17 protein-coding genes and 1 pseudogene are annotated in these 18,148 nt (G+C 66.8%); 5 read left to right on the forward strand and 13 right to left on the reverse strand.

Going from position 1 to position 18,148, the window contains the following annotated elements; genetic code table 11:
• The 5 genes from JOF55_RS18910 to JOF55_RS18930 form a co-directional block, all read right to left on the reverse strand.
• Nucleotides 1-690 carry a GntR family transcriptional regulator gene (locus JOF55_RS18910; protein ID WP_310276047.1) on the reverse strand — a complete coding sequence of 230 codons (690 nt, stop codon included), beginning with the start codon at nt 688-690 and terminating at the stop codon, nt 1-3.
• Nucleotides 683-2,158, reverse strand: coding sequence for a fumarylacetoacetate hydrolase family protein (locus JOF55_RS18915; protein ID WP_310276049.1), 1,476 nt, complete (start codon nt 2,156-2,158; stop codon nt 683-685). Before JOF55_RS18915 ends, JOF55_RS18910 begins: the two co-directional genes overlap by 8 nt.
• Nucleotides 2,159-2,269: 111 nt before the next feature.
• Nucleotides 2,270-3,493 (reverse strand): NAD(P)/FAD-dependent oxidoreductase, encoded by a 1,224-nt coding sequence (locus tag JOF55_RS18920; protein ID WP_310276051.1) that lies wholly within the window; start codon nt 3,491-3,493, stop codon nt 2,270-2,272.
• Entirely contained in the window at nt 3,493-3,819 is a 327-nt protein-coding gene (locus tag JOF55_RS18925) for a 2Fe-2S iron-sulfur cluster-binding protein (RefSeq protein ID WP_310276053.1), read from the reverse strand. Before JOF55_RS18925 ends, JOF55_RS18920 begins: the two co-directional genes overlap by 1 nt.
• A 41-nt stretch (nt 3,820-3,860) precedes the next feature.
• Nucleotides 3,861-5,060 carry a cytochrome P450 gene (locus tag JOF55_RS18930; protein ID WP_310276056.1) on the reverse strand — a complete coding sequence of 400 codons (1,200 nt, stop codon included), beginning with the start codon at nt 5,058-5,060 and terminating at the stop codon, nt 3,861-3,863.
• 90 nt (nt 5,061-5,150) lie between these two features.
• Between JOF55_RS18930 and JOF55_RS18935 the strand changes: the two genes are divergently transcribed.
• The 4 genes from JOF55_RS18935 (at nt 5,151) to JOF55_RS18950 (ending at nt 9,675) form a co-directional block, all read left to right on the forward strand.
• Nucleotides 5,151-6,086: a LysR substrate-binding domain-containing protein gene (locus JOF55_RS18935; RefSeq protein WP_310276058.1), complete on the forward strand. Its 936-nt coding sequence runs from the start codon at nt 5,151-5,153 to the stop codon at nt 6,084-6,086.
• 204 nt (nt 6,087-6,290) lie between these two features.
• Entirely contained in the window at nt 6,291-7,337 is a 1,047-nt protein-coding gene (locus JOF55_RS18940; RefSeq protein ID WP_310276060.1) for an MBL fold metallo-hydrolase, read from the forward strand.
• A gap of 17 nt (nt 7,338-7,354) precedes the next feature.
• Nucleotides 7,355-8,695 (forward strand): MFS transporter, encoded by a 1,341-nt coding sequence (locus JOF55_RS18945; protein ID WP_310276061.1) that lies wholly within the window; start codon nt 7,355-7,357, stop codon nt 8,693-8,695.
• Between the two features lie 92 nt (nt 8,696-8,787).
• Nucleotides 8,788-9,675 carry a LysR family transcriptional regulator gene (locus tag JOF55_RS18950; RefSeq protein ID WP_310276063.1) on the forward strand — a complete coding sequence of 296 codons (888 nt, stop codon included), beginning with the start codon at nt 8,788-8,790 and terminating at the stop codon, nt 9,673-9,675.
• Between the two features lie 163 nt (nt 9,676-9,838).
• On the opposite strand, the gene JOF55_RS18955 is transcribed toward JOF55_RS18950, so the two are convergent.
• The 4 genes from JOF55_RS18955 to JOF55_RS18970 form a co-directional block, all read right to left on the reverse strand.
• Nucleotides 9,839-11,491, reverse strand: coding sequence for an amidohydrolase (locus JOF55_RS18955; protein ID WP_310276065.1), 1,653 nt, complete (start codon nt 11,489-11,491; stop codon nt 9,839-9,841).
• Between the two features lie 571 nt (nt 11,492-12,062).
• Nucleotides 12,063-13,028, reverse strand: coding sequence for an AraC-like ligand-binding domain-containing protein (locus JOF55_RS18960; RefSeq protein ID WP_445352015.1), 966 nt, complete (start codon nt 13,026-13,028; stop codon nt 12,063-12,065).
• Between the two features lie 113 nt (nt 13,029-13,141).
• Nucleotides 13,142-13,336 carry a hypothetical protein gene (locus JOF55_RS18965; protein WP_310276069.1) on the reverse strand — a complete coding sequence of 65 codons (195 nt, stop codon included), beginning with the start codon at nt 13,334-13,336 and terminating at the stop codon, nt 13,142-13,144.
• Nucleotides 13,333-13,803 (reverse strand): hypothetical protein, encoded by a 471-nt coding sequence (locus JOF55_RS18970; protein ID WP_310276071.1) that lies wholly within the window; start codon nt 13,801-13,803, stop codon nt 13,333-13,335. The genes JOF55_RS18965 and JOF55_RS18970 overlap by 4 nt, the downstream gene beginning before the upstream one ends.
• 199 nt (nt 13,804-14,002) lie before the next feature.
• Between JOF55_RS18970 and JOF55_RS24545 the strand changes: the two are divergent.
• Nucleotides 14,003-14,140 (forward strand): annotated as a pseudogene (locus JOF55_RS24545) (helix-turn-helix domain-containing protein); the annotation flags it as partial.
• A 35-nt stretch (nt 14,141-14,175) separates the two neighbouring features.
• On the opposite strand, the gene JOF55_RS18980 reads toward JOF55_RS24545, so the two are convergent.
• The 4 genes from JOF55_RS18980 to JOF55_RS18995 all read right to left on the reverse strand — a co-directional run bounded on the left by JOF55_RS18980 (nt 14,176) and on the right by JOF55_RS18995 (nt 18,129).
• On the reverse strand, nt 14,176-15,057 hold the full coding sequence (locus tag JOF55_RS18980) for a GntR family transcriptional regulator (protein WP_310276075.1): 882 nt from the start codon (nt 15,055-15,057) through the stop codon (nt 14,176-14,178).
• A gap of 188 nt (nt 15,058-15,245) precedes the next feature.
• Nucleotides 15,246-15,680, reverse strand: a complete 435-nt coding sequence (locus tag JOF55_RS18985; protein WP_310276077.1) for a cupin domain-containing protein — start codon at nt 15,678-15,680, stop codon at nt 15,246-15,248.
• Nucleotides 15,680-17,056, reverse strand: coding sequence for an NAD-dependent succinate-semialdehyde dehydrogenase (locus JOF55_RS18990; protein ID WP_310276079.1), 1,377 nt, complete (start codon nt 17,054-17,056; stop codon nt 15,680-15,682). The genes JOF55_RS18985 and JOF55_RS18990 overlap by 1 nt, the downstream gene beginning before the upstream one ends.
• The gene (locus JOF55_RS18995; RefSeq protein ID WP_310276081.1) at nt 17,053-18,129 is read right to left on the reverse strand and encodes an isocitrate/isopropylmalate dehydrogenase family protein; all 1,077 of its coding nucleotides are present in this window, start codon (nt 18,127-18,129) and stop codon (nt 17,053-17,055) included. Before JOF55_RS18995 ends, JOF55_RS18990 begins: the two co-directional genes overlap by 4 nt.
• Between the last annotated feature and the right edge of the window lie 19 nt (nt 18,130-18,148).

Raw genomic sequence — 18,148 nt, forward strand, 5'->3', positions numbered from 1 at the left:
TCAGCCTTCTTTCGCCTCGTGGTGTTCCCGGGAAAGAAATGCGGTCATGGTGGCGGTGCGGTGCGCGCGGGCAGCCTGCTCCACCTCGGCGGGATCGGCGCCGCCGCGAAGCAGCTCGAGTAACCGGTCGTGCTCGGCGACCGATTCCTCGGCACGGCCGGGGACGAACGAGAAGCTCGATTCCCGGATGGAGGCGAGCCGTGTCCAGCCCCGCCGGACCATGTCGAGCAGGTACGGGTTGGGACACGGGGTGAACAGCGCCTCGTGGAACTCGTGGTTGAGGTGGGTGAAACCCCGCGGATCGAAGTCCCGCAGCGTTGTGCGCATCCTGTCGTTGATCTCGGTTGCCGTGGCGAGGACTTCGGCGGTGATGTGCGGTGCAGCGAGCCCGGTGGCAGCTCCCTCGACGATGGCCAGCATTTCCATGGTGTGCGCGTACTCGACCGGGTTGATCGCGGAGACCTGTGCACCCACATTGCGTTCGAACTCGACGAACCCTTCGGCTTCGAGCAGCCGGATGGCTTCGCGGATCGGTACGGGACTCACCTCCAGCTCACGGGCGAGCCTGCCGAGTACGAGACGGTGTCCGGGGCCGTAGTCGCCTTCGGTGATTCGCGACTTGATCGTCTGATACGCCCGCTGTGACTTGCTGAGCCTTTCCGGCCGGCCGACCATTTCCTCCTCAGCCATGGCCGCGACTCCCTTGTTCCCGGGTGTCGTGCTGCCACTGTTCGTATGCTTGCTCCCACTGTGCGTTCATCGGGTACAGGTCTTCGATGCCGGCACCGGCGCGCACCTGCTCGGCGATGAACTCTTCCTTGCGTTCCTGTTCCGCTGCCGCATCGGCGAGTTCGTCCGCCAGATCGGGCGGGATCACGAGGGCACCGTCGTCGTCTCCGACCACGATGTCGCCGGGGCGGACGGTGGTCCCGCCGCAGGCGATCGCCACATCGGAGTCCCACGGCACATGCCGCCTGCCGAGCACGGCGGGGTGGGCGGCGCCGGAGAACACCGGGATGTCGAGGTCGCCGGTGACCACCGAGTCGCGCACGGCGCCGTCGGTGACCACCGCGGCGGCGCCGCGCACCTGCGCGCGGAGGGCGAGGATGTCGCCGATGGTGCCCGCGCTCGCATCGCCTCGGGCCTCCATTACGACGACCTCGCCGGGGGCCACCGTGTCGATCACCTGCTTCTGCGCGTTGAACCCGCCGCCGTGCGTGGTGAACAGGTCCTCGCGCAGCGGAACGTAGCGCAGGGTCCGCGCCCGTCCGGCGAACGATTCGCCCTGCTTGGCCGGATGCACACCGTCGATGTGCACGTTGTTCAAGCCGCGTTTGCGGAGCTGGGCGGACAGCGTGGCGACTCCGACCCGGCTCAGCCTGCGCATCAGCTCGGCATCATCGCGCTGCTCGTCGGCGGCGGTTGATCCGTGGGCCGCCGCCCGTAGGGCGTCGTCGGATTTCGGCTGCGCGCCCCACTCCGCCAGCTTCGGCCCCTCGGTCACCGTGCTGCGCAGCCGTCGGGTACTCACCGGGCGGGCGAGGTCGACGCTGTCGACCTCGACCTCCATCACGTCGCCTGGTGTAACCACGGAGGCGCCCGCCGGCGTGCCGGTGAGGAGCACATCGCCCGGATGCAGAGTGGACAGTCGGGAAAGGTCGGCGATCAGTTCGCCGAATCCGAACAGCAGAGTGTCGGTGGTGTCGGACTGCGCGAGCTCCCCGTTGATCCAGGTGCGCACCCGCAGTCTCGTCGGATCCAGCTCGGCTGCCGGGAGCATGTCCGGGCCGAGCGGGGTGAAGCCGTCCCCGCTCTTCGAGCGCACGTTCGAGCCGCTGTCGGCGTAGCGCATGTCGTAGAGCCCCAGATCGTTGGCGGCCGTGACCCAGCCGACGTGTGACCACCCCTGGTCCGGAGTCACCGCGCGCGCTTGCGTGCCGATCACGAGGGCGATCTCGCCTTCGAAGCCGAGCAGTTCCGCACCGGCTGGACGGGGCACATCGCCGCCGGTCGCGGCGAGCGAGGACGGTGCTTTGAGGAAATACGAACCGTGCGTCGGAGTGCGCCCACGCTCAGCCGCCCGGCTGGGGTAGTTGAGGTGTACGGCGATGACCTTGCTCGGCGTGTATCCCGTCGCCGCGGTGATGGGATCGGACACGGTGTGGTCCCTTCGGATCTCCACTGCTCATTGTGATGTACGAAATCGTATATGATTCGGGTGACGTTGCCAATTGCTTCCGGTGATCTCATGGCATCCTCGGCCGCGAGATCACGTCGCGGCGTGGTGCTTGAGGTCGAAGTCGAGATCGGCGGCTTGCTCGGGAGTCGGATTCCTGCCTGCGGTGAGCAGCCGCCGGGCGGCCATGTGCTCGGCGGGCCGGTTCACCGATTCCGCGGCGAGGAGTCTTCGCCCGCGAAAGCACCACACGGAGAACTTCCCCGTTGCGGGATCCCCGCGGGTGACGAACCGATCCGCGTGGTCGGCCAGACCGGCGATGGTGAGCTTGTTCCCGCCTTGGTGGCTCCAGAACCACGGCAGGGCCGCATACGGCTGCGGCTTGCCCACCAATCGTCGGGCGAGGCAGCGGGCCTGGTCGACGGCGTTCTGCACCGATTCGAGCCGTACCGGCCCGGCGGCGAATCGGCTCGGGAATCGGGTGCAGTCACCGATCGCGGAGACGGCCGGATCGCCGGTGGCCAGGTACTCGTCCACGACGATCCCGTCGGAGACCGCCAGATCGGCCTGCGCGGCGATCTCGTCGTTCGGTCGAACGCCCACGGCCATGAGCACGAGATCGGCGCGGTATTCCGCCCCCTGCCGGGTGCGGAGACCTGTGACCGTCCCGGAACGACCAAGCAGCTCGCCGACCTGGCAACCGTGGTGCAGCTCGACCCCGGCACGTCGGTGTGCCGCCGCGAACCACTCGGCGGTCGGCGCGGACACCGCTCGGCTCATCGGCCGGTCGGCCGCTTCGAGCAGCAGTACCCGCGTACCGAGCTGCCGGGCTACCGAGGCCACTTCGAGTCCGATGAAGCCCGCGCCGATCACCGCGATGCGATCCGCCTGCGCCAGGCGTTTGCGCAATTCCCGAGCATCGCCGAGATCGCGCAGGGACAGCACTCCGTCCAAATCGGCTCCCGGTATGGCAAGCGCACGATTGCGGGCACCGGTGGCCAGCACCAGATGGGTGTAGTCCAGCAGGCCCCCATCGGCGAGCTGGACGCGCCGCGCGTGGCCGTCCACGCCGCATACCCGCTGTCCGGGGAGCACCCGCACATCGTGGTCGGCGTAGAAGTGTTCCGCGCGGAGTGGTAGCGCCGCGTCGCTCTCCGTGCCGGAGAGGTAGCCCTTGGACAGCGGTGGTCGCTGGTACGGAGCCTCGGGCTCGGCGCACACCAGCGTCACCCTGCCGTCGAAGCCTTCGTCCCGCAGCGAGCTGACGAGTTGAGCCCCCGACTGTCCGCCGCCGGCCACGACAACGTGCTCGTGCATCACACCTGCGCCTTCGGGACGTCGATCTCGATCTCGGGGAGCTCGTCGCCGACGGTGAGCCGGCAGCCGAGCCTGCTTCGGGACTCGTCGCGTTCGGCGGCGGCGCATTCGAGCATCTCCTCCTCGTCCTCGCTGATCTCGGGCAGCCGGTCGAGGTAGGGGGTGTGGACGTAGACGTGGCAGGTGGCGCACATGGCCTGGCCGCCGCACTCACCGACGATGCCGCGGACGCCGTTGCTGACGGCACTGCGCATCACCGTGCTGCCGCCCGGCACGTCCAGCACGTCCTGGTTGCCGTCGGCATGGTGGTAGGTGATCTTCGGCAAGGTGTTACTCCTCGAAATCGCGCTGTCGCGGGCGGTGGAAGTCAGAGGTCCCAGACGACGGGCAGTTCGGTCATGCCACGAAAGACCCAGCCCGCGGCCTGAGCCGGATGGTCCGGGTCGAGCCGCAGGTGGGGCAGGCGATCGAACAACATCGGCAGCGCGACCGTCGCCACCGACGCCTTGGCCGCCCAGGCGCCGAGGCAGTAGTGCGCCCCTCCGCCGAAGGCCACATGCGGCTTCTTTTCCCGGTTGATGTCGAAGATGTCCGGATCGGAGAACTGCCGCTCGTCCCGGTTGGCCGAGCCGACGACGACTCCCAGGCGCGCGCCCGCCGGAAGCAACGTGCCACCGAGCTCGACCTCGCGAGTGGTCTGCCGCGGATACATCCCGATCGGGGCGACGTAGCGCACGGATTCGTCGAAGACGCTCGCGAACAGCGACTGATCGGCCATCACCCGATCCCGCCGGCGTTGCTCGGCCAGCAACGCATGCACCGCGACGCCGAGCACGTCACGCGGCTCGTTGAGACCACCACCGATCGTCATCTTGACGTTCGCGCGGATTTCCTCGATATCCAGCGGGTCGTCGGCGTGCAACATCGCCGAGACCATCGAGCCGTCCGGGTTTGCTCGCAGGTGCGGGATCATCTCGTCGAGCGCCTCGTCGACCTCGTAGTAGGAGCGCTCGGCCCGCGCCCACACGTCGGGGTCGTTCGCGTAGTTGCCCGTCCCGTCGATCATGGTCTGCGACCAGGTGCGCATGTCCCGTGCCGAAGCGTTGGGCAGGCCGACGATCTCGGCGAGGTTGCGGGCGGCGAACGGGGCGGCGAACTCGTCCACGAGTTCTGCGCCGCCGCCGGGGCGGAGGCGGTTGATCAGTTCTTCGGCGTTGCGCCGGAAAATGGGTGTCCACCGCTGTTTGACCTGGTTGGGGCGCAAGGGGACGCCTGCGGCCTTGCGCTCGCGCTGGTGTGCCGGGCCGTCTTTGCGGAGCATGCTGTGTCCCATCGCGCGTTTCATCAGGGAATGGGACTCGTCGGCGGAGAAGGTGTCCTGATCCGCGTCGACGGTGTGCACATCCGCGTAGCGGGTGACCAGGTAGCGGTTGGCGGCGGGCACCCACGCAACGGGGGCCTCCGCGCGAAGCCTTGTGTAGATCGGGAAAGGGTCGGCGTGCAGCGCGTCGAGGGCGACCCAGTCGGCTATCGGAGCACTGGGTGCCTGCGGCTTCATCGCGGTCATGGTGTTCACGTCCTTTCGCCGTGGCAGCGCCTTCAACGTGACATGGCACATAAACTCAGGTAAAACGCAGAAATTCGGGGAGTGTTATCAGTGGACCTGAGGAATCAGCTTGGTTACTCGCTGCGCCAGCTCACCTACTTCGTGGCGATCGCCGAGACCGGCACGATCAGTGCGGCGGCGCAGCGGCTGCACGCGTCCCAGTCCGCCGTGTCGTTGGCCGTCAACGAGTTGGAACGTGCCCTGGGGACGCAGCTGTGCGTGCGGCGCAAAGCACACGGCGTCGTGCTCACCCCAACAGGTGCCGAAGTGCTGCGCCAGGCGCGTACCGTGTTGCAGCACGCCGAGGAGTTGCAAGCCGTCGCTTCGGGCAGAGGCGCCGAGCTGTCCGGGCCGCTGGCCATCGGGTGCTACCTGACGTTGGCTCCGACCGTGCTGCCGTGGCTGCTGGCCGGGTTCGGCGATCGCCATCCCGGAGTGCGGGTCGATTTCGCGGAGGGCACCCAGGACACGCTGCAACAGCGGCTGCTGGCGGGCGAACTCGACCTCGCGGTGCTCTACGACATGGAGATTCTGCCCGAAATAGACAGCGCAGCGCTGTACACGACACGGCCGCACATCCTGCTGCCCGCTGATCATCCGTGTGCCGAGCAGCCCGAGGTGTCCTTGCGAGAGCTCGCGTCTCACCCGATGGTGCTGCTGGAGTCCCCGCCGAGCACCCAGCACACCATGAAGGTGTGTCGTGCGGCCGGAATGGCTCCCACGGTTCGGCATCGCACCACCAGTTTCGAGACCGCCCGAGCGCTCGTCGGGCGTGGGCTCGGCTACTCAGTGCTCGTGCAGCGCCCGTCGAACGAGCGCACCTATGAGGGGTTTCGCGTGGTGTGCAAGGAGATCGCCGAGCATGTCGGCGAGGTGGCCGTGCTGCTGGCCTGGCCGAGGCACTCCCGGTTGAGCGCCCGCGCCGGGGCGTTCATCGACTATGCCACCGACCCAGCAGGGTCCCCGGCGGTCGCCTGCCCACGATGACGCCGCCGTTGACGACGAGGAATGCCCGGCCGCATACGACGCCGTGCTCGGACAGTGCACCCCCCGCTGCTGTCTTGAGCCATAGACACTCGCTATCAGAAGGACCTCAAAAATAGTATTTGTCAGCCCAACGGGTGAGCCAGTGAAGTGGGGCACATCTTCATTGCACGGACCGCACGAGCCGGAACTCGCCCCGGAGGGCAGATGACAACCGATCTTGACTCAGCCGCAGGCACGAAGCCCTATGTCGTCACGCTCGGCACCGTGGGCGGGCCACGCTGGTGGCGAGGCGCGACAGACGAGCACCGAGCGGGCATCGCCACCGCGGTCGTTGTCGGTGACAGCACCTACCTCGTCGACTGTGGACACGGAGTCGGCACGCAACTGACCAAGGCAGGGCTCTCGGTCGAGTCGCTGCGCGGTATCTTCATCACGCACCTGCATTCCGACCATACTGTCGACCTCGGCTCGCTGACCGCGTTCGGCATGTTCGATCGCACTGCGAACCAGACGCGGATGAAGATCATCGGGCCGGGAGATCGCGGCAAGCTGCCCCCTGTATCCAACCGAACGGATTCCGCCCCACAGCCGGTCTTCGCGGAGCGGCCGACACCCGGCATCACGGAGATGTTCTCCAACCTCGTGGCCGCCCATGCCACCGACATCAACGATCGGGTTCTCGATGCCCTGAGGCCGTCGCCGTTCGACTTGTTCGCGCCCGAGGACATCTCCATACCCGGCAGGTGCGGCTTCGACCCGAACACGAATCCGACACCTCCGATGGAGCCCTTCACGATTCACAGCGACGATCGCGTCACGGTCACGGCGACGCTGGTTCAGCACCCTCCGGTCGCACCGGCCTTCGCCTTCCGCTTCGACACCGATGGTGGTTCGGTCACGATTTCCGGGGACACGGCACCCTGCGACAACCTCGTCAGGCTTGCGTCGGGAACCGATTTGCTGTTGCACGAGGCCATCGACTTCGGATGGGTGTACCGAGCCTACGGCGGGAAAGGCGATCTGGCGGGGCAAGCCTCGATCGACCACCACGAGAAGTCGCACACCAGCCCACACGATGCCGTGGCGATCGCGCATCGGGCAGGGGCGAAGGCATTGGCACTGCACCACATCGTTCCGGGACATACGCCCAGGTCCGTCTGGTTGGAAGCAGGTGACGAGTTCGACGGCCGATTCCTGGTGCCCAAAGACCTGGATGTCATCCCCTTCGGGGCTCTCGTCGCAGCCACCTGAGGTAGGTGAAACGCATCATGAGTAACCAGTCTCCCGTATCGACTCCCCAGGAATCACCGGACACGGACGGTGGCTTCAACACCGCACACATGCGGCGTGTGCTCGCCTCCAGCTTCATCGGCAGCGCCATCGAGTTCTACGACTTCATCCTGTACGCGATGGCGGCGAGCATCGTGTTCAGCGAGGTCTTCTTCACCGCCATGACGCCCGCTGTGGCCTTGTTCGCCTCGTTCGGCACGCTGGCTGTCGGCTATGTAGCGCGCCCGCTCGGCGGTGCCCTCTTCGGTCACTTCGGAGACCGGCTCGGTCGTAAGACCGTGCTCGTTGTCTCCATGTCGCTCATGGGCGGTGGCACCGCTGCCATCGGCCTGCTGCCGACAACCGCTCAGATCGGGATGGCCGCCCCCATCCTGTTGGTGCTGCTGCGCCTCATCCAAGGCATCGCCGTCGGTGGTGAGTGGGGCGGTGCCATGCTGGTGGCGGTCGAGCACTCCTCGACCGGACGCAGAGGCTTCGCGGCGAGCTTCGCGAACATGGGCGGACCGGCCGGGGCCGTGCTGGCGACGGTGACGGTATCGGCCTTTACCACGCTTCCCCACGAGGCGTTCATGAGCTGGGGGTGGCGACTGCCGTTTCTGCTCAGCCTCGTGCTCATCGCCGTCGGTCTCGCCATCCGGCTCAAAGTCGTCGAAACGCCGCTGTTCCTGCAGTTGGAACGCACAGCCGAGAAGAAGAAGATTCCGATAGCGGAAGTCTTCACCAAGTATCCGCGTAACTGGGTTCTCGGCGTTGTGGCGGGCATGAGTTCGTACACCGTCCAGGGGCTGATGACCGTGTGGGCGGTGTCGTACGTGATCAACGCCGGCGTCGACAGCACCGGTGTGCTCAACGTCAAGGCGGTCGGGGCGACGCTGACCATCATCGCCATCTGGTTCGCCTCGCGGATGAGCGACAAGTACGGTCGCCGCCCGGTCATGTTGACCGGAATGATCGCGGGCGCCGTACTCGCCTATCCCATCCTGTGGTTGCTGCAGACCGACACGCTGCTCGGATTCGCCATCGGGCTGTTCCTCGCCAACGGCGTCATCCAGGGCGTGATCTTCGGTCCCTTCGGGGCGTTCGTCGCCGAGCTGTTTCCCACCAGGGTTCGATACACCGGCGCGTCGGTCACCTACCAGAGCGCCTCCACTCTCGGTGCCGGGTTCACCCCCATGGTCGCCAGCGGCCTGGTAGTCCTCGGCGGTGGAGACCTGTTCCTGGTCGGAGTGGCCTGGGTGCTCTCCTTTGTGGTTGCCGGGTTCTGCGTCCTGGCCACCAAGGAAGGAAAGAACCAGGACCTCGCGGATGAGATGGCGTAGGTTCGCGGCAGCGGATGAGCGAACATGGTCTATCGACGGAATCCGGAATTCCGGTCCTGTCGATAGGCCATACCTATCGTTAAGGTAAGGACATGGAACGCCGCCAAATCGAGTACTTCCTCGCGGTGGTCGACTTCGGCGGCTTCACGGCAGCTGCGCAAGCCCTGCACGTCGCTCAACCGTCGCTGTCGCACGCCATCAAGGTCATGGAGCGTGAACTCGACGCCGAGTTGTTTCACCGGCTCCCGCGCGGAGTGCAGCTCACAGCAGCCGGAGAAGCCATGATCGACTCCGCGCGCCGGACATTGCGGGACATGGAAACGGCACGCGCGTCGGTGCGCGACGTCGTTGGCCTGATGGCAGGCAGGCTCGATATCGCCAGCCTTCCGACGTTGGCGTTGGAACCACTGGCGGGGGTGGTCGGGCGCTTTCGTGCGCGCTATCCGGACGTGCGGATCCGCCTGATGCAGTCCGAGCTCGGTGCGGAAGTGCGGGAGTCCGTGCGTACCGGTGCGGCGGAACTCGGTGTCGTGGATGCGGCCTCGCAGCCTTCTGAGGAACTGGACAGCGTCTGGCTCGGTCATCAGGAGCTGGTCGTGACCCTCCCGCCCGGCACGAAGCGCCCCAAGGACGGCACACTCAGCATCGATCAGCTGCTCTCCAGGGACTTGGTGACCGGTCTGGAAGGCACCCTCGTTCGGGACATGCTGACCCGCGAGGCTTATGAACGCGGTTGCCTGCTGAACGTGGCCGTCGAGGTCGGCCACCGCGAATCCGCTCTGCACCTCGTCGCCGCGGGCGCGGGTAGCGCGGTGCTCCCGCGTCCGCTCGCCAGAATCGCGGAGCTGGAAGGCGCCGTACTCGCGTCTCTCGACCCGATCCTGCAGCGAAAGATCGACCTCGTTCGACGACCGGGCACTCTTTCCCCGGCCGCGCGAGCATTCCAGGAAATGCTGCTCGCCGACGGTTGGACTCGATGACGTGGTGTGCCGGGGTTCTCCGCATCGACCTCGGTGCCCTGTCCGAGCCGGAGGGTCCGGACACCCCGGCCGCCTCGGTTCGGCAGTGCCGCGAGATCGGAAACAGCGGGTCCGCTCGGGGAGACATGAGCGGCTCGGGAGCTGTACCCGGGCTCCGATAAGGCTAGTCGCCCACTCGGTACACCTGCCTTCCCGCGAACCAGGTCTGCAGCACGGTGGTGTCGCTGACGGACTCGACGTCAACTTCGAAGGGGTCGCGATCGAGGACGACGAAGTCGGCGGACTTGCCGGGCGTCAGTGACCCCGTCACGGCGTCGAGACCGATGGCGCGTGCGCCGTTGATCGTGAACACGCTGATGGCCTCGGCCAGAGTGAGCGCCTGTTCCGGCCAGAGCGCGCCCGGATAGCGTCCTGTCGGGTCCCGGCGAGTGACGAGGCCTTGGATGCCTTCCCACACGTTCGGGGAAGGGCTGACCGGCCAGTCGGTGCCGCCTGCGACGAGTGCTCCCGAGTCGATCAGCGTCCGGTTCGGTTGCATCTGGCTTGCCCGGTCGGCAGGCAATACGTCGGCGATCGCGGAGGGAATGACTCCCGGAGTCCAGAGGAATGGGGAGATGTCGGCCGTGACGCCGAGCTCGGCGAGACGGGGCCGGTCGTCGGGATGGACGAACTGGCCGTGGGCGATCTGGATCAGAGCTTCGGTGTATCCGTGTGCGCGCACGTGCTGAGCCGCGTCGAGCACCGCGCGCACGGCGGCATCGCCGGTGCAGTGCACCTTCCCGGACAGGCCGCGGCGTGCCACGTCGAGCAGGGTCGGAGCGAGATCCTCGACGGAAATGGTGGTGTTGCCCCGATGGCAGCTGCCGTGGGCGTCGTCGGGAAGGTACGGCTCGAGAAACGCGGCCGTGCGGGTCGGTGGCACCCCGTCGAGGAAGATCTTGACGAAGTCGGGCCGGTGGTGGTCGGTGCGGAAATTCTCGCCCTGAGCGAGCAGATCAGCGCCGGTCGGCTCGAAACCGAAGATCGGGTCGTTGATCAGCATCGAGCTGACCACCCACATGGGCAGTTGTCCTGCGTGGTCCAGTTCGGCGAGGGCACGCATGATGTCCACGGATACTCCCGCGTCCTGGAAGGTGGTCACCCCGTAACGGTGGAGGGCGGCGATGCCGGAGGCGCAGGATTGCCGGTACTGCTGGGGGCTCATACCACCGGTGGCGCGCACCGCGTGTTCGACCGCGATGCCCGCTGCCTCCAGCAACAGCCCGGTGAGCTCGCCCGTGGCGGGATCATGCACGATCTGGCCGGACTCCGGAGCGCTGGTTGTGGTCGTGATACCGGCGAGTTCGAGGGCAGCGGTGCTGACCCACCGGTTGTGCTTGCTGTCGTCGGTGAGCATCACGGCTCGCCCTCCCGCGGCTTCGTCGAGGGCACGCCGTGCCGAGGCGTGGCATAACTGCTCGCCCAGCGTCGAAGGCCAGTTACCACCGATGATCCATTCGTGCGCACCGAGGCCTGCTGCGTGGGCGCGGACGGCGTCGAGGATGTCGGTGAGGCTTCCGGCCTCGGGAAGTCGCAATTCGAAAAGCTCTGCCTTGCCCGCGAAAGAGTGATGGTTGTGCACATCGACGAGTCCGGGCATCACGCATGCGCCGTTCATGTCGCGCACGTCCGTGTCAGGACCACGGTAGCCGTCGAGGTCCGATCGCTGCCCGAGGGCGAGTACCTTGCCGTTCGCCACGGCGATGTCGCATGCCCGGGGCACAGTGTTGTCCAGAGTGTGCACAGTGGCACTGGTGAGGAGCAGATCGGCGTGCACGATCGTCGTTCTCCTGTTCGTCGTTGGGCCGGAAAAATCTGCGAGTGCGCCGGCGGCGTTTGCCGGAGGCACCGTGTTGGAGGGCAGATGCCCGGGTGCACCGGGTGCCCGCATCGGGGCGTTCGGTCGCCGCGAGGCCCACCCGCGCTTCGTGGGAGCGCTTTCGCGCCCGCGCGGAGACGATGATGTCGGGAGCGCCGAGCAGTATTGGTCGGAGCCGTTGCGCTGTCCTCGGCGTGGCTGCGTTCGACGGACTTATCGCCTCTTTCGCAAGCGAGAAGGGCTCACGTGCTGTCGTCCGATTATCGAGTGCGGCCGGCTCCCGTGGTTTGTCCGTGAGCGCACGGATGTGTGCCGGTGATGTACGGGTTCAGCCACCGGAATCGCCGGACAGGCGCACCACGTTGCCGCGGCACCTCGGCCGCCGACGGTGGAGCCGTTCACCGTCATGCGCGACGAGCGCGTTCACGTCACCGCCACGCTGGTGCCGCATGGACCCGTGGTGGTGGGCGAAGACCTGCAGCGCTTCGTCCTCGCGTGAACCGTTCGAGCCGCCGGGCTCGTCAGGGCATCACGGTGCGGATGCACGGAGTCGCGCCTCGCTCGGTGACTGCCCGAACTCGGCTTTGAACACGCGGCTGAAGTGGGCGGCATCGGAAAACCCCCACCTGGCCGCGATCGCGGCGATCGAGCGGCCGGCATGGACGGGGTCGCACAGCTCGCGCTTGCAGCGGTGGAGCCTGCGCTGCCGTATCCAACCGGCCACGGTCGCGCCGTGTTCCTTGAACACGCCGTGCAGGTGCCGGGTCGAGATGTAGTGGGCCGCAGCGATCCGGGCGGGCCCGAGGTCGGGTGCGGCCAGGTTGGCGTCGATGTAGGAGCGGATCTTGCGCATCAGCGCGTGGTGCGGGTGGGTCGCGGTGTGCTCGAGATCGAGCTCGCGGGCGTACAGGGTGGTGACGAGGTCCAGCGTGCTGTGTGCGATGCGCGTACCGGTACTGCCGTCGAGTTCCTCGAGGTTGTCGACGAGCCGGGCCAGGAACGGCGTGATCATGCTTCCGATGCCGTCGGTGCCGGGCATGCGCACGGCGGTCAACTGGCTGATCATCTCGGACGGGATGTCGATGAGGTTCTTGCCGAACATGATGACCAGCGTGCGGAAGTCCTCGCCGAACACCAGCGAGTAGGGACGGTGCGTGTCGTAGATGGCGAGATCGCCCGGGCGCAGCAGTGCCTCGCGATTGTCCTGGACGAGCAGGCCGGTTCCGGACAGTTGCACGCTGATCTTGTAGTAGTGCCGGTCCGCGCGGCTGATGAGGTCCGGGGTGCGTTCGACGACGTGGGGTGTGGCGATGACGTCCGAGATGTGTAGGCCGTCGACGTCGCGGCAGCGCAGGCGGCCGCGGAACTCCTCGGCGTTGTCACTGGTGACCTCCAGCGGCACGAACGAGGTCGAAACGGCGTTGCGGAAAGTGCTGAAATCTGTGGTCGCCGAGGTCGTGATGTCGGTGGCGTGGCTGCGCTGCCCGCTGTCGATCACGAGGCACCTCCGTTGAGTTCGGGAGGACTGCACTGCTCCAAGTTTCGGATACGATCCGTGATGTGGATTGCCCGTGCAAGGGTGCCTCCTCGAAGTCGTGCACCGGGAGGTCAGGCGGTCCGGGCTTCGTCCACGCGCTCGTCGTCCATCGGCATGATTTCGTGGCGGAGTCGGCGCAGGGCGCCGTTGGCAACCCGGGCCTCGGCGGCGATCTCGCGCATGGTGACGGCTTCGAGGCCCGGGTTGTCAACGCCGGTGCCTTTTACGCATCGGTAAGTGACCGCGCGGATTGGGCTGTTGATCACATGCGGGGCAGGGTTTTGCGCAGTGCGGCCAGGCTGTGGCCCTGCATTGCTTTCGATGCGATGGAATCGGCGACTTGGCGCGGTGTCATGCGGCCACGCCCGGACGGGGCCAGATAGGTCTGGCCCTCGGTGCCGGTGCGATATTCCAGGTGTGCGGCGACCAGTTGGAAGCGGGCGCGGCGTCCGCGGCCGATGGTGTCCCATTTCTCCACTCGTACCGCGAGTTCGCAACAGGTGCAGGTAAGCCGCCGCACAAACAACCCGTGTTCGTCGATGGCGGTGAACGGTTGATCGTGTACCCGCATCGCGGGCCAGAGGTGTCGGCCGCGCTGTCGGCAGGCCAGGACTTCGTCGGAGACACGGTCCACGTAGGAGTCGACCTCTTCTTGCGGCGCGTGGCCGGTAGCTGTCTCGGGCTGTTGTTCCTGCTGGATCGACGGAAAGCGGGTGACGTTGTCGGCAGCCACTGGGCACGGTCTCCCATCGTGATGTTTGCTGTGGGGCAAGGCGTCAGGATCCCACAGGACCGATGTACTCGCTCCGGTACGGCGAGCACACACCGTCGTCGACGCGGCGCCGCCGGGTCGGCCGCCGCCGTCATAGGAGACCACGTCGGCTCAGCCTGCCAGTCGCTTTTATCGCAGATCCGAGTGCGATAGTCGTGACATGTCGACATTGCAGACCTTGGATCGCGGGCTGTGGACCCTGAACTTCGTGTCGCTGCAGCCGAGTGGTGTACTGGTCAGTGAGATCGCGGAGGCGCTGGGCGTGCATCGCGCCATTGCCTACCGCATCGTGGGCACGGAGGTTTTTCCGTCTGGTGTCCTCGCCTTCGACGGTTACTCGCCGACCGCGACCTTCTCTGCGCTGACCGTGCTCAGGTGAGTCCGCATGAGCTCCGTGGCTTCTTCACGGCGGTCTTCCAGCAGGAGGTCAGCGATGGCGATGTGTTCGCGGCAGCGGATGATGGCCCGATCGCGGGGGAGTGAACGTCGGTATTCGACGAGGCGGCGCAGCCTGTCGATGCGGTGCAGCGAGTCGATGAAAAAGGTGTTGCCGCTGCACTGCATCACCGTTTCGTGGAAGGTGCTGTTGAGGTCGAACAGCTCCGCGTTGCCGATGTGCCAGATGTCGCCATCGGCCAGCCGTTGCTGCTGGTCACGCACTTCGAGGATGGCCTCTCGATCGAGCGCGAAGTTGGGTTCGAGGATCGCGGCGGGTTCGATGGTGAGGCGGAATCGATAGCTGTCCTCGTAGGACTGCTGTGAGGTGAGCGTTGGCTGGAACTGCCAGCCGTAGCCGGGCAATCGTTCGATCCAGCCCTCGGCGTTGATTCGCTGCAGGATCCGCGACAGCTGTGCCGGGGTGAGATCGTAGTCGCGGGCGAGTCCGCTCTCGGTGACGCGGTTCGGGAGGTTGCCATCGAGGCGGTCAGCGGCGATGCGCAGGTACATGTTCTCGACGGTGCCGGTGTCCTCCTCGGCAGTCGCCTCCGGCAGTTCCGCAGGACCGCGCAGGACGGTGTAGCCGCCCTTGCCCGTGACCGCGACGACGCCATCCTGCTCTAGCAGACGTAGCGCGCTGCGAATCGGTGAACGGGACACGCGCAACTGCGCGGCGAGTGTCCGTTCGACCAAGCGGGCGCCCACAGGGAGCTGCTCGCCGCGGATGTGCTCCACAATGCGCGTTGCGATCCGTCTGGTGAGGGGCGTGGGCTCCATGAACCGGGTCTCAACCTTCCCGCAATGCCGTGAGCAGTGCCGGGAGTGAGCCTACTGCGTCGTCGGCGCGGCCACCATGCCCGTCTCGGAGGGAAGTTGGTGATTTCTGCGCCGAGCGGCCGCCGCGAATGGACGGCCGCCGGAAGTGGAAGGTGAGCGGTGAGCCTGCCCAGGTCGGGGCCGGGGGGTCAGCTCGCGGTTTGCTCGGCGTCGACCCGGTTGGTGATGCCGGTTTCGACGATCGTGCGGGTGGCGTCGATAGACGCGTAGGTCCACAGGATGCGCATGGGTACGGTATCGGAGGCGTTGCGGAACCGGTGCGGAACACCGGCGTCGACGTAGGTGGTATCGAACGTGGTGAGTTCGTGCTCGGCACCGTTGATCTCGACGATGGCGTCACCTTCGAGGATCACGACACTCTCCGGGCAGTTGTGCGTGTGCAGCGGGATGCCGGCACCTCCATCGAAGAGGGTCTGGCCGTTGAGGAACGTGTCGGCGCCGCGGACTCGAGTAACGAGCGGGATGGTGCTCGCCCCGCCCCCGCGGGAAAACGCGTGCAGTTCTGCCGGGCGCAAGACCACGGGCGGGAAGGTGCCGCAACACAGGTCGGTGTGGTCGTTCATCAGGGTTTCTCCGTCCCGGTCCGCAGGGTTTTGACGTTGACGAATTCGCGGATGCCGTCCGCGCCGAGTTCGCGGCCGTAACCGGATTTCTTGATACCTCCGAAGGGCAACCGTGCTTCGGAGGCGACCATGCCGTTGATGAACACGGCTCCGGCATCGATCTCGCGGGCGATCCGGCGGGCTCGGTCGAGATCACTGCTCCACACCGCGGCCCCGAGCCCGAATTCCGTCCGATTCGCCAGCGTCACGGCTTCCTCGGCGTCGGTGACGCGCGTGATCGCGGCGAGTGGGCCGAAGGTCTCCTCGTCAAAGGCAGCCATGCCCGGGGCGACGTGGTCGAGGATGGTGGGCGGGTAAAAGAACCCCGAGCCTTGCAAGGGTTCTCCACCGGTTAGCAGGGTGGCACCTGCTTCGACGCTGCGCTGTACCTGGTTGTGCAGTGCACCGCGCAGGTTCGCGCGGGCCATCGGTCCGATCGCGGTCCGCCGGTCGGCAGGATCGCCGACCTTCAGTGCGGCCACCGCATCGGCGAACGCGGTGACGAACTCGTCGGCCACCGCTTCCTCGACGAGGAAGCGCTTGGCGTTGACGCAGGACTGGCCGACGTTGATGAATCTCGCCTTGGCCGCTGTCGTGGCCGCTGTGGGGATGTCGGCATCGGCGAGGACGAGGAACGGGTCGGATCCGCCGAGTTCGAGAACCTGCTTCTTCAGCGCGGATCCGGCCTGGCCTGCCACGATCGCGCCGGCCTCGGTGGAGCCGGTGAGGGTGACCGCGGCGATGCGATCGTCGGCGATGAGTTCGGCGACGGCGGGAACCTCGACGAGCAAAGTGCGGCACAGCCCCTCGAGGATCCCCGCCTGCTGCAGTACCTCCTCGATCGCGAGCGCGCACTGGGGAACGTTGTTGGCGTGCTTGAGGATCGCGCCATTGCCTGCGGCCAGGGCGGGGGCAGCGAACCGGAAGAACTGCCAGAAGGGGTAGTTCCACGGCATCACCGCGAGCACCACGCCGAGCGGATCGTGCAAGACCGCGGCCTCGCCCGTCTCGGTCCGAACAGGACGGTCGGCCAGATATTCGGGTGCATGCTCGGCGTAATGCTCGCAGGTGGCCGCGCACTTCTCGATCTCGGCCTCGGCCTCGGTGATGGGTTTGCCCATCTCCGAGGTGATCAGCTGGGCATACCGGCTGCGCCCCTCGCGCAGCACGCGGGCGACCGCGCGCAGCAGTGCGACGCGCTCGGTGATGGCTCGAAACCGCCACCGGCGCTGCGCCGCCACCGCTGCATCCAGCGCCGCATCCACGTCTGCGGCGGTGTGCGGGTCAAACCGTGCCAGTTCGACCTCGGTGGCCGGATTGCTGGAGAGAATCGTCACGTGTGTGCTCCGTTCTGCTTCAGGCTGCGTTGTACCGCGGTGGCGAACTCGCCGGTGCCGAGCACACCGCCGAGGTCGCGGGTGCGGGTGGCAGGGTTGACCAGGACCGAGTCGATCGCGGCTTTGAGCGACTCCGCAGCCTTGATGAGGGCCGGCTCGCCGTGGCGCCGGCCCAGCCAGTCGAGCAGCATCCCAGCCGACAGGATCAGCGAGGTCGGGTTGGCGATGCCCTGCCCGGCGATGTCCGGGGCCGAGCCGTGCTGGGCTTGCGCCATACAGATGTCGTGGCCGACGTTGATGGATCCGCCCAGGCCGAGGCTGCCGGACAGTTCGGAAGCTTCGTCGGAAAGGATATCGCCGAACATGTTGGTGGTCACCAGCACGTCGAAGGTGTGCGGACGGCGGATGAGCAGCGCCGCGGCAGCGTCGACGATCAGTTCTTCGAGTTCGACGTCCGGGTAGTCGTCGGCGACCTTGCGGATCTCGCGCAGGAACAGCCCGTCGGAGAGCTTGACGACGTTGGCCTTGTGCACTGCGGTGAGCTTCTTGTGGCGTGCACGGGCGAGTTCGAACGCCGCCCGGGCCGCTCGTTCGCTGGCCTTCGCGCTGACCTTGCGAATGGACAGGGCCAGGTCCGGGTCGGGCATGAACTCACCACTGCCCGCGTGCATGTTCCGGTCGGAGTAGAAGCCCTCGGTGTTCTCCCGGACGATGACCAGATCCATCGGGTTCCGCAGGATCGACAGCTCCGGGTGCGATCGGCACGGGCGGACGTTGGCGAACAGCTCGAACTTCGTGCGTAGCTCGGAGGACGGATTGATCCCGCCCTCGGCGCGCGTCGGGTAGTCGTAGTGCGACACCGGACCGAGCAGTACCCCGTCCACGAGCGGCACCCGGTCCAGCACTGCCTGCGGCAGCGTCGTCCCCTGCTCGGCCAGTGCTGCCAGGCCGATGTCCCGGGTCTCGAACTCGAGCCCGAGCCCGAGCATCCGCTCCAGCGTGCCCAGCACGTCGAGGGTGGCCGAGGTGATCTCAGGACCGATGCCGTCACCGGGCAAGACCAGGATTTTCACGTCATGACTTCCTTTCGCG

The organism is Haloactinomyces albus, assembly GCF_031458135.1.
Classification (GTDB): Bacteria; Actinomycetota; Actinomycetes; order Mycobacteriales; family Pseudonocardiaceae; genus Haloactinomyces; species Haloactinomyces albus.

Excerpts from the sequence above, each read along its gene's own strand:
- JOF55_RS18910 (WP_310276047.1), bottom strand. The coding sequence starts at position 690 with ATGGCTGAGGAGGAAATGGTCGGCCGGCCGGAAAGGCTCAGCAAGTCA.
- JOF55_RS18920 (WP_310276051.1), bottom strand. The coding sequence starts at position 3,493 with ATGCACGAGCACGTTGTCGTGGCCGGCGGCGGACAGTCGGGGGCTCAA.
- JOF55_RS18930 (WP_310276056.1), bottom strand. The coding sequence starts at position 5,060 with ATGACCGCGATGAAGCCGCAGGCACCCAGTGCTCCGATAGCCGACTGG.
- JOF55_RS18940 (WP_310276060.1), top strand. The coding sequence starts at position 6,291 with ATGACAACCGATCTTGACTCAGCCGCAGGCACGAAGCCCTATGTCGTC.
- JOF55_RS18945 (WP_310276061.1), top strand. The coding sequence starts at position 7,355 with ATGAGTAACCAGTCTCCCGTATCGACTCCCCAGGAATCACCGGACACG.
- JOF55_RS18950 (WP_310276063.1), top strand. The coding sequence starts at position 8,788 with ATGGAACGCCGCCAAATCGAGTACTTCCTCGCGGTGGTCGACTTCGGC.
- JOF55_RS18980 (WP_310276075.1), bottom strand. The coding sequence starts at position 15,057 with ATGGAGCCCACGCCCCTCACCAGACGGATCGCAACGCGCATTGTGGAG.
- JOF55_RS18985 (WP_310276077.1), bottom strand. The coding sequence starts at position 15,680 with ATGAACGACCACACCGACCTGTGTTGCGGCACCTTCCCGCCCGTGGTC.